This window comes from Nostoc sp. UHCC 0252 (assembly GCF_034931145.1).
In the GTDB taxonomy this organism is placed as follows: domain Bacteria; phylum Cyanobacteriota; class Cyanobacteriia; order Cyanobacteriales; family Nostocaceae; genus Nostoc.
The window spans coordinates 60882-75549 of sequence record NZ_JAYGHE010000015.1; the positions used below are offsets into that span (position 1 = coordinate 60882).

Here is a 14668-nt window from a genome sequence, read left to right on the forward strand (position 1 = left end):
GGCTATACAGACAAAACCCACCTCCGTGGGTTTCAATTCCTTTGAGTCCGCGTAGGCGGACTTTGTTTGTGTAGCCGCGATTTCTAATCGCCTGGTATATTTGCAAAGGTGAGATGCTCCCGGAGTTTTGACTTCTGGGTTAACCTATTATGTTGACATAGGCTTAAAAATAGCAATTTTGACTTTAACTCATAACTCCTGTACAGACGCGATTCATCGCGTTTCCTAACTTATTTTGACGCGAGTTGCTCTATTGACGTTACCAATCTCGGCATCACGGACTTTTTTGCTGCGCCATAGTAAAATAATGGGCGTGCCTTTAAACCCTAGCTGTTGCCGGAATTGACGTTCAATGTAGCGGCGGTAGTTGTCGTTGAAGCGTTTGGAATCATTGACAAATAGTGCGATCGTTGGTGGTTGGCTACTTACTTGTGTACCATAGTAAATTTTGCCCTGACGACCACCACGAGATGCTGGTGGTGAATGCCAACTAACAGCGTCTGTTAAGACTTCGTTGATCACGGATGTGCTAACACGGCGTTTGTGTGATTCAGCCGCCGTTTTCACCAATTCGAGAATTTTTTCTACCCGTTGCCCTGACAAGGCACTCACAAAAATTGTTTCTGCCCATTCGGTAAAATGTAACCGTGATTGCAGAGTTTTTTCGTAGTCGTAGATTGTATAAGAGTCTTTTTCGACAGCATCCCATTTATTAACGACGATGATGCAAGCTCGACCTTCTTCGATAATCCGCCCAGCTAATTTTTGGTCTTGCTCAGTGACTCCATCTACAGCATCTATTACTAATAAAACCACGTCAGCACGACGAATCGCTTTGAAAGCGCGGTTAATACTAAAGAATTCTGTGCCGTATTCTATATGTTTCTTTTTGCGAATCCCGGCGGTGTCAATCAAGCGGTAGGTTTGTCCGTCTCGTTCAATAACGGTATCAATAGCGTCGCGGGTTGTGCCGGAAATTGGGCTGACAATTGCTCTCTCTTCCCCGACAAAAGAATTGAGTAAGCTCGATTTGCCCACATTTGGGCGGCCGACAATTGCCACTTTGATTTCATTAGTTTCGGGAATGTCTTCAATAGCAGGGATGTGATTAACTAACTCGTCGAGTAAGTCTCCTGTACCACTGCCATGAATTGCGGAGATGGGGTAAGGTTCGCCCAATCCCAATTCCCAAAATTCGGCGGCTTGCATTAAGCCTTGGTCTGGAGATTCACATTTATTTACAGTTAGTAGCACAGGTACGCGTTGTTGGCGCATCCATTCGGCGATTTCTTGATCTGCCGATGTGGGGCCTGTTTGACCATCTACGACAAAGATAGCGGCACAAGCTTCTGCTAAGGCCGTCATTGCCTGCTGGCGAATTAGTGGTAAAAATTCGGTATCATCATTAAAGACTAAACCACCAGTGTCTACGACTAAAAATTCGCGGCCATTCCAGAAAGCTGGCATGTAAGTGCGATCGCGTGTCACTCCCGGTTCATCATGGACAATCGCCGTTTGTTCCCCGGCGAGTCGATTAACCAGGGTGGATTTGCCCACATTTGGGCGTCCGATAATTGCAACAATTGGCAGTGCCATAAAACCAGGGTAAGTGAGAGGTGTAGTATATCATGTACTTACATTTTACTCACTTTAAGTTTTAATTTAGTTTTCCCATAATCTGAAGCGATGCCAAAAAAACCTCTCCCTGGTTTTACGACGTAAAACCGTCCCTCTCCGAGCCGCCGGAGAGGGAAAAGCTTGAACTTGAGTTCAAGACAGAGCGAGGTTTATCTAATTCACGTTAGTTGAAAAAATAAAAAGGTAGGAAACCCTACCTTTTACCCAAAAAAAGCATTTTGTAACCAAATACCAAATTCAATATCACACAAGCTTTTGACGAATCTATTGCAAAACTATGACAACGGTATGACGGTTAATTTGCAATCGACTTCGCTATTGATCCGAGTTGCAACCCAGGCGGATAGCTACCTTCTTCTTTTACCCGCTTAATTTCAGTGTCTGTGAGCCGCAAATTTAACTTTTGTGCTAATGCTCGCACAATATCACCCCGATCAATTAAACCAGCTACAGCCCCAGCAGGAGAAAGTACGGTAATTCGAGGTAACTGCTCATTTTCTAGCTTATTAATTACCTCGGCTATGGTTGTTGTTTCCGCAACAGTGGGTATTTCTGTTAGGGGATGCACAATACTGTGTAAGGTTTGGGTTTCCCATTCACTCCTTTGGGTTAGACGAAAATCGTCAATGGAAACTAGACCCCGGTAACGTCCATCAGATGCAGCAAAATAAACCTGTGAGGGCGCGGTTTCCAGCAAGTATAAATCAGCAAAGGAGCGCAATGTCTGGTCAGCATCAATTACCCGAAAGTCACGAGTCATCGCATCGGAGGCCACGACTTTGAGTAGGCTTTCTTGCAATGTGGTCACGTTGTCATAACTGCTGGCGTTGCGGACAGCAAACCAACCCAACATCGCAATCCACAAACCAAGTACTAATTCTCTTGTCAAGAAATCTACAACAAATCCTAAAGCGATCGCACTATAACCCAAAATTTGCCCAGCCCTTGCAGCCCAGTGTACAGCTTGGAAACGATCACCTGTTACCTGCCATAGTGCTGCTTTTAACACTTGTCCTCCGTCTAGAGGCAAGCCGGGAATCATGTTAAATAGAGCCACCACCAAGTTAATTCTCGCCAAATCTCCAACCATGACACTGAGAGGATTAGTATCAGGGATTACGAGAACTCCTAGACTGAGCAGGAAAAATAGTATGATACTTACCAATGGCCCAGCGATCGCTACTTGAAACGCTTTGAAAGGAGTTTTAGATTCTTCTTCAATCGCCGCAATCCCACCAAATAGAAATAGCGTAATTGAATTAACTTTAATACCTTGCGATCGGGCTACCAAACTGTGACCCAATTCATGTAACAGCACCGAACCAAATAGCAGCAGTGCCATAACTATTCCAGCACTCCAAGCTATAACAGTCCCCCATTCTTGATAACCTACCCCGAAGTTGAGGGTTGCCAACCCTAAAATCACAAACCATAACGGGTCTAAAAACAGGGGAATTCCAAATAAAGACCCAATTTTCCAATTTGTTTGCATTACATTGTCCTAAAACTAGATATCGCCAGTAGTTTCTATACTGCAATATTTGCGTATATACTTATACGTATATTTCTGAGCATCAATTCGGTAGTGCCGAGTTCCGAAATGCTCTTATTTCTAGAATAGACAATTAATGCCTGTGAGCAAAACTCTGAAATTGGGAATTGGGAAATGGAAATTGTTTATTTCCTGTTCTACTGTTTTACTGCCCTTCTTGAGGGTGGGAAATGGAAAAAACCAAATTAACTAATTTTATGTTTATCGCGGCGTTATAGGTAACGCCGCGATAAATACAAAGTTATAGACGACCGATGTTAGTCAGCCCTAAAACGATGCCAACGCCGATAATATGACCAAAAGCCATCGCTGCAACGAATGTTGGAATACTAATTGGCAGGATGGGGAACTTGGGGCCAACTAGGGGTTTTTCGATCCTAGTACTTAGTAAAACCATTATTAAGCTACTGATGCTAATAATGATCCCTACTGTAGGATTCCACGCAGGTGTTGGGGGAACAGTTGCCTGGGCTGCTAGTAAAATAGATGAAATCAATCTTTTGTCTCCTAAAATGTAGACCTACAAAATTATAAAATTACCAAGGCACAAAAGTTTTTCAGATAATTTAGAATTTGTTGATATTATTTTAAATTTGTTAAATTTTTATGCGTGTTAAGATTTGCGGCATTACTCAACCACAGCAGTCTATAGCGATCGCCTCCCTGGGCGCAACAGCACTAGGATTTATTTGTGTACCAAACTCACCTCGCTACGTGACTACATCCCAAATTCGGGCAGCAGTGGCAGAACTTCCGGCAAATATTGACACAATCGGGGTTTTTGCCAACGCGAGTATTTCTGAAATCAGTCAGATAGTTGTTGATTCTGGGTTAACTGGTGTCCAGCTACACGGGGATGAATCACCTGATTTTTGCTACCAATTACGTCAAGAATTATCCAATATCGAAATTCTTAAAGCGCTTAGAATTCGCAGTCTTGAGCATCTAGACACGACAAGTAACTACATAAAATACGTAGACACTTTACTACTTGATGCCTACCATCCCGAACAACTTGGTGGTACAGGCAAAACTTTAGACTGGAAAATGTTAGAGAAATTTAACCCCGATTGCCCTTGGTTTTTAGCTGGGGGATTAACAGCAGATAATATTGTTGAAGCTTTAAATCAGGTTAATCCCAGTGGCGTTGATTTATCTAGTGGTGTGGAACGCGCACCTGGGGATAAGGATTTAGATAAAGTAGCACTGCTATTTCACAGTCTGAAGAACATTGAGTTACTTAGAGGTTAGGAGTCATCAGTTATGAATTAACTCCTAACTCAGCACTCAGCACTCAGCACTCAGCACTCAAAAGAACGCTGGTTGATGGCGAATCAAGTTAAAAAATTCTTCGCGGGTTTTGTGTTCATCTTGGAACGCACCAACCATTGCGCTAGTGACAGTCCAAGAGCCTGGTTTTTGAACACCTCGCATCACCATACACATGTGGCTAGCTTCCATGACAACAGCGACACCTTGAGGTTCGAGAATAGTCTGAATTGCTTCGGCAATTTGGCGGGTTAACCTCTCCTGCACTTGCAAGCGCCGGGAATACATCTCAACAATGCGGGCTAACTTACTCAGTCCGACAACTTTTTGGTTGGGGATGTAAGCAACGTGCGCTCTACCCATAAATGGCAGCATGTGGTGTTCGCACAAACTAAAGAAATTAATATCTCTAACTAGTACCATCTCGCTGTGTCCTTCATCAAAGATGGCATCGTTAACGAGTTCTTCAAGGGATTGGTTGTAGCCACTAGTAAGAAACCGCATGGCCTCGGCCACTCGCTTGGGTGTTTTGAGAAGTCCTTCACGTTCAGGATCTTCGCCAACGCCCAATATTATTGCCCGCACCGCGTCCTTCATTTCCTCCATCTGTTCCTCTTTTGGTGGAAACACATCTGCTGGCCGCCCATTATGAGTATTGCGATCGGGTCTGGGAGTTATAGCTTCTGCCAAATCGGGAATCAGAGGCGATTGAGAAGAATTGGAACCGTTGGAACTAGCAATAGTCATGATTCAGTCTTGGTTGTGGTTTTGTCATTAGTCATTAGTTATTAGTCATTTGCAAAAGACAAAGGACTAATTTAGAGTGCGCCGGCGCTGGGCATGAGGGTCAATTCGTCAATAACTGCCTGTTGTGGTAACAGAACTGTGTAGAGAATTGACTGAGCAACAATTTCTGGGGTTAACATTTTGGAACGGTCTAAGTTGACATGGACTGTCTCTGTGTCCCAAAGTTCGGTATTGACTGCGCCAGGACAAATAGCTGTGACACGAATGCCGTGGGCGCGTTCTTCTTGTGCCAGAGTCTGAGAGAGGGCTATCAAACCAGCTTTGCTGACGCTGTATGCTCCCCAACCGGGAAAGGGTTGCTTGGCGGCTATTGAGGTGACATTAATAATTGTGCCTGTGCCGCGATCGCGCATTGAAGGTAAAATCCCCACAATGCACTGAAACACGCTGGTAAGATTCAAGTCAATTACCTGTTGCCAGCCTTCTAGGGGAGTTTCGCTCAAATTGGCTGTATAAGCTATACCTGCACTATTTACCAGAATGTCTATATCACCAAAGTCAAGGGCGATCGCTTGGATCTTCTCTTTTACTTCAGAGATCCTCGCTAAATCTACAGCGTAAGCTTTCGCTTGCACCCCAGTATGCTGTACAGCTTCTCTTACCGCTTCTAATTTATCCAAAGAACGGCTGACTAAGGCGACATCTATTCCAGCTTTGGCAAAGGCTAAAGCCGTTGCTTTCCCAATTCCACTACTGGCCCCAGTAATCAGGGCGCGTCTTTTTTGCTCAACACTCATGCTGTCTCCCAATTTTTTGGCAGTTCCCAAAGCCTATTACCATGCAATTATTCACACTTTTTGGTTTGGATATATTAAAGGAGTCTAAAAATCTGATGATTTCCATTAGGCAAATGCTATGATGGACTGCGATAGCGCACATTGTGGGTTTTAGCAATAGAGACAACAAATTACCGCCTGAAAAACCACGCTATACACTCAAATTAAATTACTTAATAATACGAAAACCACTCAATCAAGTTGAGTAGATTTACCAAACATGCAAATGCCTATGGCTAGATTGTTAAAAATCTTTAAGCACATAGGCAATTATAGCATTGCTGCTTGGCTAATCCATCATTATGCAATGGTTTTAGTGGGCAACTTCTGTAAAAACACCAATTTTGCGGAATTTTTCATAACGCAGTTGACGGCGTTCTGGAGCGGTTAAACGATTGAGTTCGTCTAAATTTTCTAGCAGCACTTGTTTGAGAGTAGTAGCGGCTTGTAAAGGGTCAGAATGAGCGCCACCAGTGGGTTCAGGGAGTATTTGGTCGATAATTCCCAACTTTTTCAGGTCGTGGGAAATAATTTTCAGAGCAACGGCGGCTTGGGGAGCTTTACCAGCATCTTTCCACAAAATGGCGGCGCAGGCTTCAGGGGTGGCGACAGTATAAACGGAGTGTTCAAACATGAGTAGGCGATCGCCTACACCAATACCGAGTGCGCCACCAGAGCCACCTTCACCGATGACTGTGCAGATAATTGGCACATCTAAGCAGAACATTTCTCGCAAGTTGTAAGCGATCGCTTCTCCTTGACCTTGGTGTTCTGCTTCTACCCCAGACCAAGCTCCTGGTGTGTCAATAAAAGTTAGTATTGGCATACTAAACTTGTTGGCGTGTTCCATCAATCGCATCGCTTTGCGGTAGCCGCCAGGGTAGGGCATTCCAAAGTTACGAGCAATATTGTCTTTGGTATCCCGGCCTTTTTGATGACCTAACATCACCACAGGTTGCCCACTCAGACGACCAACACCACCAACTAAAGCCGGATCATCACCACCACAGCGATCGCCATGCAATTCCATCCATTCATCACTAATAGCCTGAATGTAATCGAGAGTACTGGGGCGACGTGGATGACGAGCGACTTGCAATCGCTGTGACGGTGATAGACTAGTGAAAATTTCCTCACGCAGTTGCATGGCACGTGCTTCTAGTTGACGAATTTGACCAGAAACATCGACACCGTTTTCTTCTGCAAGTTGCCGAATTTGATCGATTCGAGTTGCAAGTTCTGCTAAAGGCTTTTCAAAATCTAACAGTAGCGGTTTACGCTCGGTAGTTGACATCGTAGGGGTTATAAGTTACGAGTTATAAGTTATCTCTATCTTTTGTCCTTTGTCCTTTGTCCTTTGCAAATAACAAATGACTAATGACCAAGGACAAATGACTAATGACTAAACCAGCAGTGGTCTAAATCCATGTTTTACTGATACCCGGCCAATCTGCTCCATTTTATCTACGGTAATCTGATTCCGTCCCCACGAAAAGTTCGTGTATAACTTCTCGAATTCCAGCAGCATTGATTCGGCAAAACAAGCAAACAATTGGCGGGCTGGCACGTCCATATTGACTATTTTCATAATTTTCCAGTCAATATCTAGGGAATGTTCTACAATCCCACCATTTAACACGTGTACACCAGGATACTGAATTTTCGTTGCTAAGTTTTTAGGATAGCCACCATCAATCAACAAACAGGGTTGTTTCAAAGTGGTGGGGTCAATTTCCACGCCTCTGGGCATACTAGCAACCCAAACTACAACGTCAGCTAATGGCAGTGCTTCTGTTAAACCCATGATTTTCCCCCGCCCTAGTTCGCCTTGCAACTCTTTGAGACGTTCTTGATCGCGGGCGATTAACAGAAGTTCTTGGACATCTGTTCTCGCATCTAGCCAGCGTGTAACGGCACTACCAATATCCCCAGTTGCTCCACATACCGCAACAGTCGCTTCTGATAGATTAATCCCCAGTTGTTTTGAAGCTTCTTCCACCTGCTTACAAATAATGTAGGCAGTATGAGTGTTTCCTGTGGTGAAGCGTTCAAACTCTAGTTTGATATTGCGGACTTGGCTAAACTGCTCTAACTTAAAGTTTTCAAAAATAATCGAAGAAAAGCCGCCTAAAGCTGTGATGTTAATGCCGTGCTTCTGTGCATGGGCCATAGCGTTGAGGATTTTTCGCGTTGCGGCTTTGATGCGGCGACTAGCTAGCATTTCCGGCAAGAAGCAAGATTCTACATACCGTCCTTCAATTTGTTGTCCAGTTACACTGGTGACAATAATGCTATCGACAATTTGCGGCGGGGCGCTGCACCAAAAGTCTAGCCCTTGATCGGCATATTCTGGGTATCCCAATTCTTGAGCTACCGATTGAGCGTGTTCTAAACTAGTCAGATGTCCAATTAGACCAAACATGTAGTGATTATTAGGCTTATGCTGTCTTGAGGAGGAAATTTAGGAGAGTTAGGAATTGTGGGTTAGGAGTTCTGAGTTCTGAATTTGAACTACTCAGCACTCAGCACTCGTTACTCAGGACTTTTTTAAGCACCTATGAGTCCGTAGGCTGATAAGCGCATGATATCGCGGGTAGTGAAACCGATATTACTCAGTGCTTCGCCGTACTGAATCATAAAGTCTTCTACCAAAGCATCTTTTTCCATTGCCATTGTGTGGGCATCACCTTCTACTTGGTTGAGCATTTTCCAGACGATGGGTAGGTTCTGGCGATTTGCAAGTTCAAGTTCAGCTTTGGATTCTGTAAAGTGTTCTTTCAACCAAACTTCTCCAAAGTTGAGATGGCTGTATTCGTCTTTAACTACTCCTTCGGTAATTTTGCGGGCAAAATCGTCGGCGACAGGAATGTAAATGTTGTATGCTGCGATCGCAAAACATTCAATAATTAAAGACTGAATCAACAGGCATGTAACCACATTTCCTTCTGCTGCGGCTGTTTGGAAATTTTGGTGGAGGCCAGAGAAAAACTCTTTGGCAAATTGCAAATCTGGGGTTACAGCTAAATTGCGCCCACAAGCCTCGAATCCTTTCTTATGACGGCTTTCCATCTTAGATAGGCGAATCAATTCATCATGAGAGTCTGGCAGCAGTCCGGCGAGAGTAATGTAATTTTCATGGGCTTCTTGTTCCCCTTCAATCACGATCGCATTAATCCGGCTATAAGCATCTTTGTATGTTTCGCTCTTGAAATCTAATTCTTTAGATTGGTCTGTAAGTTGCTGCATGGTATGTTTACTCCTGTAAACCTGATTATTTGACACCAGGATTTAATTTACCCTATGAATTGAGGGTAACAATCTCTGTGGTTTAATTTAACTTAACAAGTAACTATGTCTTATAGATTAACTTTTGCTGGGGTCGATGCTCTACTACTAGCGAAACAGATGCAAAATAGTTATGTCTGAATCAAAGTGGAATCTCAAATCTGGTAATTTTTTGAGCCTAGTAGTCTTACTGCTGGGAGCATTTATCGTTCTACTACCTCTATTTGTAGTCTTTTTCACCTCCTTTGAACCGACGGGAGCAACCCCAGAAAATTTGTCTAAAAATAACTGGTCTTTAGCTAATTATCGCCTTGCATGGCAACAGGGAAAATTTTTACTGGCGTTTGCTAATTCTACCTTGGTAGCGATCGCTGTGACGGCGTTTCAGATTGTTACTTCTGCTTTGGCTGGTTATGCCTTAGCACGATTGAAGTTTCGGGGTCGCCAAGCCCTGCTGTTGGTTGTTTTAGCAACTTTGGTGATTCCCTTTCAGTTATTGGTGATTCCCATCTTTTTGGTTTTGAAGTGGGGACACATGATAAACACATACTGGGCGCTTATTTTACCCACTGCCGTCAACGGGTTTGGAATTTTCTTACTACGTCAATATTTCCAGACAATTCCCGTGGAGTTAGAGGAAGCCGCAGCCATAGATGGGGCAAACAGACTGCAAATTTTATGGCGGATAATGTTACCTTTAGCCCGTCCGGCCTTAGTGACGCTGTTTTTGTTCACCTTCATCGGCGAATGGAATGATTTGTTTAAGCCTTTGGTGTTCACAACCCGTCCCGAATTAAGGACGGTGCAACTGGCGTTAGCTGAATTTCAAGAACAGTTTACGAATAATTGGCCCTTGATGATGGCGGCGGTAACAATAGCGACAGTTCCAGTGATGATATTATTTCTCATCGGTCAGCGCCAGTTTATTCAGGGTATTGCCAGCACAGGGATTAAGAATTAGCAAGTCAGCGATTCTAATTTTAGATTTTAGAGAAGCGCAATCTAAGCAAATCCACTGGCAATATGGTATTGGTTTTTTACTAAATGTAAAATAATCTCTATTGCTAAGTGGGTATGCAAAAATATTTATGTCATTGCGAACGGAGTGAAGCAATCCTAAACCCATGCGATTGCTTCGTTTTGCAAATATTGGAGACGCTACCGCGAAAGCTCACTCGCAATGACAATGTATATTTAATTTTGCATGACTATTTACTTGGTGCAATGTCCAAGATACTCAGTAAGATTTCCTAGAAATCGGAATCGCTATCTTTAGCGTTGTATCTATAATTTGTGGGACAATTTAATCTAAATATTTAAAGTAATATGTCAGAAATACCCCAAAACGACGGCATTTGGATTGTGACGGATGCAGTGCCGCAAATATCGATTCCTGACGGTGCTAAAGGCGGGAGTAATAATACACGCAGTTGGGGAGAAGAAACTATCAGGGAACCTACTGGTAGCAAAGGGGTAGGAGATGCCGTTAAGGTTAGCGCTCAAACATTAGAGCAAAATATGACTCACTTTCTCAAAGTAGTGGGAAGTTTGTTTAGTCAAGCCCAACAGCAAGCAAAAGTCAACCCCAAGATGCAGCTAGATGAAATTGAGCTATCGGTAGAAATTAGTGCAGATGGAGAAGTTAAATTAATTGGCAGTGGTGTCAAAGCTGGGAGTAAAGGAGCAATTAAGCTGAAGTTTAAGCGCCAAGAATCACAGTGAGATGGCAAAAAATTGGGCGATCGCGATCGGTATTAACCAGTATGATTATCTGCAACCGCTAAACTATGCCAAGCGGGATGCACTGTTAATGCAAGAGTTTCTGGGCAAGGAAGCCGGATTTGAGCGGATATTCTTCTTCTCCGATGACTCTCCTCCTGTTGATGGAAAATCGACTCGCCCAACTCGCACTAACTTGCTGCGAGTCTTGCGCCAGTTATTTGACAATCCCTTTATGGGAGCAGGGGATAATTTCTGGTTTTTCTTCAGTGGGCATGGGATAAGATACGCTGACCGTGATTATCTCATGCCCTGTGATGGCGATCCAGAGGATATTGAAAACACAGCAATAGCGATTAACTTTGTGAGTGAACGCCTGCGTCGCTGCGGTGCTGATAATGTTGTCTTGATTCTAGATGCTTGTCGCAATGAAGGCAAAAAAACAGGTGAAGGAATTGGACGACAAACCGCAGAAAAAGCACGTCAACAGGGAGTTATCAGCATTTTTTCTTGTATTCCCCAAGAGTTTTCTTATGAAATTAATGCTTTACAACAAGGTGCTTTTACCAAGGCATTATTAGAAGGGTTAGGAATTCAAGGTAAATGCGCTACTGTTGAACGATTGGAGCAATATCTCAAATTTCGTGTGCCTGAACTGGTTCGCCAGCATAAGAATACAAGGCAAACGCCTTATGTGATTGCTGAACCTGTGAATAAATCTCACTTAATACTTGTGCCACGATACGCAACTCTAGCGGATATCGCCACGTTAAAAAATGATGCTTATCGCGCTCAGAGTAAGAGAGACTTTGATTTAGCCAAACAACTCTGGATTAGGGTACTAGCTGCTGCATCAGGTCAAGATATGGAAGCTATAGAAGCCTTGGAAGAAATTGCTCGGTTGCGAAATAATTCTGCAATTCCTGATTTACCTCAGCAAACAATTCCACAAGCATCTAAGTCAGTCACAAATACACCTATAAGTAAACCTCCTCAAATATTAACTCCCAAGTCAACCTCACCATCGCCGATTAATAATACTCAGACTTCTGGTGCGCGAAAATATGCAACACCTAATATTCCAACACCTTCAAACCTAATATTACCTAACTGGTCACGACGACGTGTAATTCAAACTGCTGGCTTTGCAGTTGCTGGGTTGGGTTTGACAATTGCAGTACCACGTTTTTGGCCATTTGATTCAGGAGAAAGTAGCACTTCCCACACGACTGAAGCAATTAGCCTAAAAAGCTTTCAATTTGAAGTTGTCACTGTGGATGCAAAGGGAAACATCGCCAACCCTAGCAATCGTGAAGCGAAATACTTCATTGAAAACTTAGGAAATGGTGTCACCTTGGAAATGGTGGAGATACCAGGGGGAACCTTTATGATGGGTTCACCGGAAGACGAAGCACAAAGAGAGAAAGATGAAAGTCCACAGCATCAGGTAAAAGTACCTGGGTTCTTCATGGGTAAATATGAAATCACCCAGGCACAGTATCAAGCAATTATGAATAATAATCCTTCTAATTTCAAAGGTGAGAAACGACCTGTAGAACAAGTTAGTTGGGATGATGCAGTAGAATTCTGTAAAAAGTTGAGCCAGAAGACAGGAAAAACCTATCGACTACCCAGTGAAGCCGAATGGGAATATGCTTGTCGTGCTGGAACCAAGACACCATTTTATTTTGGCGAAACGATCACCACAGATTTAGTTAACTACGGCGGTAACTATCCTTACGGCTCTGCACCAAAGGGCGAATATCGTCAACAAACAATAGATGTAGGAAAATTTCCGCCTAACTCTTTCGGTTTATACGATATGCATGGTAATGTATGGGAATGGTGTGAAGATGTGTATAATGGTAATTACATAGACGCACCAACAGATGGTAGACCGTGGTTGGTTGGTAGCAATAAGAACACAAAGCTGCTGCGTGGCGGTGGTTGGTTCATCGTTGCCAGGAATTGCCGTTCTGCCGATCGCAGCGGCGTCGCGCGCGCGGTTCGTGACTACGATGTTGGTTTTCGCGTGGTGGCGGTGGCTGTGGCGTGAGGATTCCTTGCTCTTTACCCTCTTTCCCTTTTGCCCTCTACACTTCTTATTCTTTTCCCTTCTTTTTCCCTCACCGCCACAGGCGGATCAAAAATTTTTTTCAAAAACTAGTGTATTGATATCAAAACTATTATACACTACATTTAATCAAATTTCTCACTTAGTTTGAGAGTTTGAGGATGGGGCAGGTCGATTTTAGCTGCTGCGTGGCGGTAGTTGGATCAACAATGCCAGGAATTGCCGTTCTGCAAATCGCAACAACAACGCGCGCGCGAATCGTAACAACAATGTTGGTTTTCGCGTGGTGGCGGTGGCTGTGGCGTGAGTACTCCCCAAAGTCAGAGTCGGTAAGTGGGAATTTACCCTGCGTACATCAGGGAGTCCAGACCTGAACCAGCGAGGAAGGCGACAACCTCCGAATATAAAACCGAGTCGGATAGCTTGGTAGGTTGCAAAACCGAACAGTTGTTCGACTCAATTAATTTTGCGACATTTAAAAGAAACTTCTAAAAGTTAGCTCATTTTTAATTGTTCTAATTTTTGTCTAATCAAAATTTCCACTTCTTCAATCTCAGCATTCGATTTTGGGATGTCAAAAGTCTCTGGAGACGCTTCAGATGTAAAGCGGTCAACAAAAGCACGAAACGCTGCTTTGTTGTGGGGTTGAGCAATGACGAAGGCTCTTAACTCGGTTTTGCTCATGCTGCTAAAATCTGGCTCAATCACAAGAACCTCCAAAAACCATTGCGATAGATTTCTACCTCTATGTTATCTCCTGCCAAAATAAACACATTACCTGTTTGTTCATCGAGGCGGACAATATAAATAGGAGTGAATGTATTAGTCAAAGATTGACATAGTATGACACACCTGATGCCTTGTTCAGCAGTTGGCAAGATTTGTATACCTCATAACCGCATAGCTTGGAATCAGAATAGCAGGTAAGGAAAAAATATCAACCCATCTATAGCAATCCTAAATGAATTGTTCACGACTGATTTAGGACTGTTTGGTTTACTACTGAACGCGGTTTCTTGCGGTCTGACCTGCGCGTTCCACCAGCCATCTCATACTCATCACTATTTTTCCCATAGTGAGATGCAACATTCAATAGCATCTGCTCAGAATAAGTATTCAACTCACGTTCTGCTTCTATTAATGCATTGTGTGTCTTATCTACTATTGTTTGTGCTTGATTATAAGCGGCTAGCTTTTCTCGTAACTCAATAACTTTAGTGTTGTAAGTAGCAATTGAAAACCCATTACTAAAGTCTAACTTAGGGTTAATTATCTGCATTCCTTCAATCCGTCGTTCAGCTTTGGTCAGCGAGATAGAGTTTCGTTTCCGTTGCATATAGTTTTCCTGTTTGGATTAATTTATAAATAACCCTGAACTTAAACACTGAGTTATTTATATATCATCAAAATACGCAATGAGCAGATGCACTAGCCACAGTGAAGTTACAGAATTATAAAAGCATTGGATGGCATTAGCCAAATAGATAGATGCGGGTATATTTGCTGAAATTTGTTGAGAAAAGCAGGTTTTGATGTCGCAAAAGCTGC

At 43.2% G+C, this 14668-nt stretch carries 16 protein-coding genes; 5 read left to right on the forward strand and 11 right to left on the reverse strand.

The annotated features are described in order from the left end of the window. Positions 1–225: 225 nt before the first annotated feature. The 3 genes from der to psaK form a co-directional block, all read right to left on the reverse strand. Positions 226–1596 carry a ribosome biogenesis GTPase Der gene (der, locus tag VB732_RS12050; protein ID WP_323231070.1) on the reverse strand — a complete coding sequence of 457 codons (1371 nt, stop codon included), beginning with the start codon at positions 1594–1596 and terminating at the stop codon, positions 226–228. A gap of 337 nt (positions 1597–1933) precedes the next feature. Continuing rightward, positions 1934–3130, reverse strand: coding sequence for a site-2 protease family protein (locus tag VB732_RS12055; protein WP_323231071.1), 1197 nt, complete (start codon positions 3128–3130; stop codon positions 1934–1936). Positions 3131–3431: 301 nt separating this feature from the next. Then, entirely contained in the window at positions 3432–3686 is a 255-nt protein-coding gene (gene psaK / locus VB732_RS12060; RefSeq protein ID WP_323231072.1) for a photosystem I reaction center subunit PsaK, read from the reverse strand. A gap of 110 nt (positions 3687–3796) precedes the next feature. On the opposite strand from psaK, the gene VB732_RS12065 reads away from it, so the two are divergent. After that, positions 3797–4441 (forward strand): phosphoribosylanthranilate isomerase, encoded by a 645-nt coding sequence (locus VB732_RS12065; RefSeq protein ID WP_323231073.1) that lies wholly within the window; start codon positions 3797–3799, stop codon positions 4439–4441. A 57-nt stretch (positions 4442–4498) separates the two neighbouring features. On the opposite strand, the gene folE is transcribed toward VB732_RS12065, so the two are convergent. The 5 genes from folE to VB732_RS12090 form a co-directional block, all read right to left on the reverse strand. Then, positions 4499–5206 carry a GTP cyclohydrolase I FolE gene (gene folE / locus VB732_RS12070; protein ID WP_323231074.1) on the reverse strand — a complete coding sequence of 236 codons (708 nt, stop codon included), beginning with the start codon at positions 5204–5206 and terminating at the stop codon, positions 4499–4501. 71 nt (positions 5207–5277) lie between these two features. Continuing rightward, positions 5278–6003, reverse strand: coding sequence for an SDR family oxidoreductase (locus VB732_RS12075; protein WP_323231075.1), 726 nt, complete (start codon positions 6001–6003; stop codon positions 5278–5280). A gap of 352 nt (positions 6004–6355) precedes the next feature. Beyond that, positions 6356–7336: an acetyl-CoA carboxylase carboxyltransferase subunit alpha gene (locus VB732_RS12080; protein ID WP_323231076.1), complete on the reverse strand. Its 981-nt coding sequence runs from the start codon at positions 7334–7336 to the stop codon at positions 6356–6358. A gap of 108 nt (positions 7337–7444) precedes the next feature. Next, a complete protein-coding gene (locus tag VB732_RS12085; RefSeq protein ID WP_323231077.1) occupies positions 7445–8464 on the reverse strand; it encodes a long-chain acyl-[acyl-carrier-protein] reductase in 1020 nt (339 codons plus the stop codon). Positions 8465–8589: 125 nt separating this feature from the next. Then, the gene (locus VB732_RS12090) at positions 8590–9288 is read right to left on the reverse strand and encodes an aldehyde oxygenase (deformylating) (protein ID WP_323231078.1); all 699 of its coding nucleotides are present in this window, start codon (positions 9286–9288) and stop codon (positions 8590–8592) included. Positions 9289–9460: 172 nt separating this feature from the next. Between VB732_RS12090 and VB732_RS12095 the strand changes: the two genes are divergently transcribed. The 4 genes from VB732_RS12095 to VB732_RS12110 all read left to right on the forward strand — a co-directional run bounded on the left by VB732_RS12095 (position 9461) and on the right by VB732_RS12110 (position 13427). Beyond that, positions 9461–10288 carry a carbohydrate ABC transporter permease gene (locus tag VB732_RS12095; protein WP_323231079.1) on the forward strand — a complete coding sequence of 276 codons (828 nt, stop codon included), beginning with the start codon at positions 9461–9463 and terminating at the stop codon, positions 10286–10288. A 365-nt stretch (positions 10289–10653) separates the two neighbouring features. Then, entirely contained in the window at positions 10654–11049 is a 396-nt protein-coding gene (locus tag VB732_RS12100; RefSeq protein ID WP_323231080.1) for a hypothetical protein, read from the forward strand. Between the two features lies 1 nt (position 11050). Next, positions 11051–13102 (forward strand): SUMF1/EgtB/PvdO family nonheme iron enzyme, encoded by a 2052-nt coding sequence (locus VB732_RS12105; protein ID WP_323231082.1) that lies wholly within the window; start codon positions 11051–11053, stop codon positions 13100–13102. Positions 13103–13304: 202 nt separating this feature from the next. Next, positions 13305–13427 carry an SUMF1/EgtB/PvdO family nonheme iron enzyme gene (locus tag VB732_RS12110; RefSeq protein WP_323231119.1) on the forward strand — a complete coding sequence of 41 codons (123 nt, stop codon included), beginning with the start codon at positions 13305–13307 and terminating at the stop codon, positions 13425–13427. 188 nt (positions 13428–13615) lie between these two features. On the opposite strand, the gene VB732_RS12115 is transcribed toward VB732_RS12110, so the two are convergent. The 3 genes from VB732_RS12115 to VB732_RS12125 form a co-directional block, all read right to left on the reverse strand. After that, entirely contained in the window at positions 13616–13828 is a 213-nt protein-coding gene (locus tag VB732_RS12115; RefSeq protein ID WP_323231083.1) for a DUF6887 family protein, read from the reverse strand. Beyond that, the gene (locus tag VB732_RS12120) at positions 13825–13998 is read right to left on the reverse strand and encodes a DUF6888 family protein (protein WP_323231084.1); all 174 of its coding nucleotides are present in this window, start codon (positions 13996–13998) and stop codon (positions 13825–13827) included. The genes VB732_RS12115 and VB732_RS12120 overlap by 4 nt, the downstream gene beginning before the upstream one ends. Before the next feature lie 92 nt (positions 13999–14090). Next, positions 14091–14456 (reverse strand): hypothetical protein, encoded by a 366-nt coding sequence (locus tag VB732_RS12125; RefSeq protein ID WP_323231085.1) that lies wholly within the window; start codon positions 14454–14456, stop codon positions 14091–14093. Positions 14457–14668 lie beyond the last annotated feature (212 nt).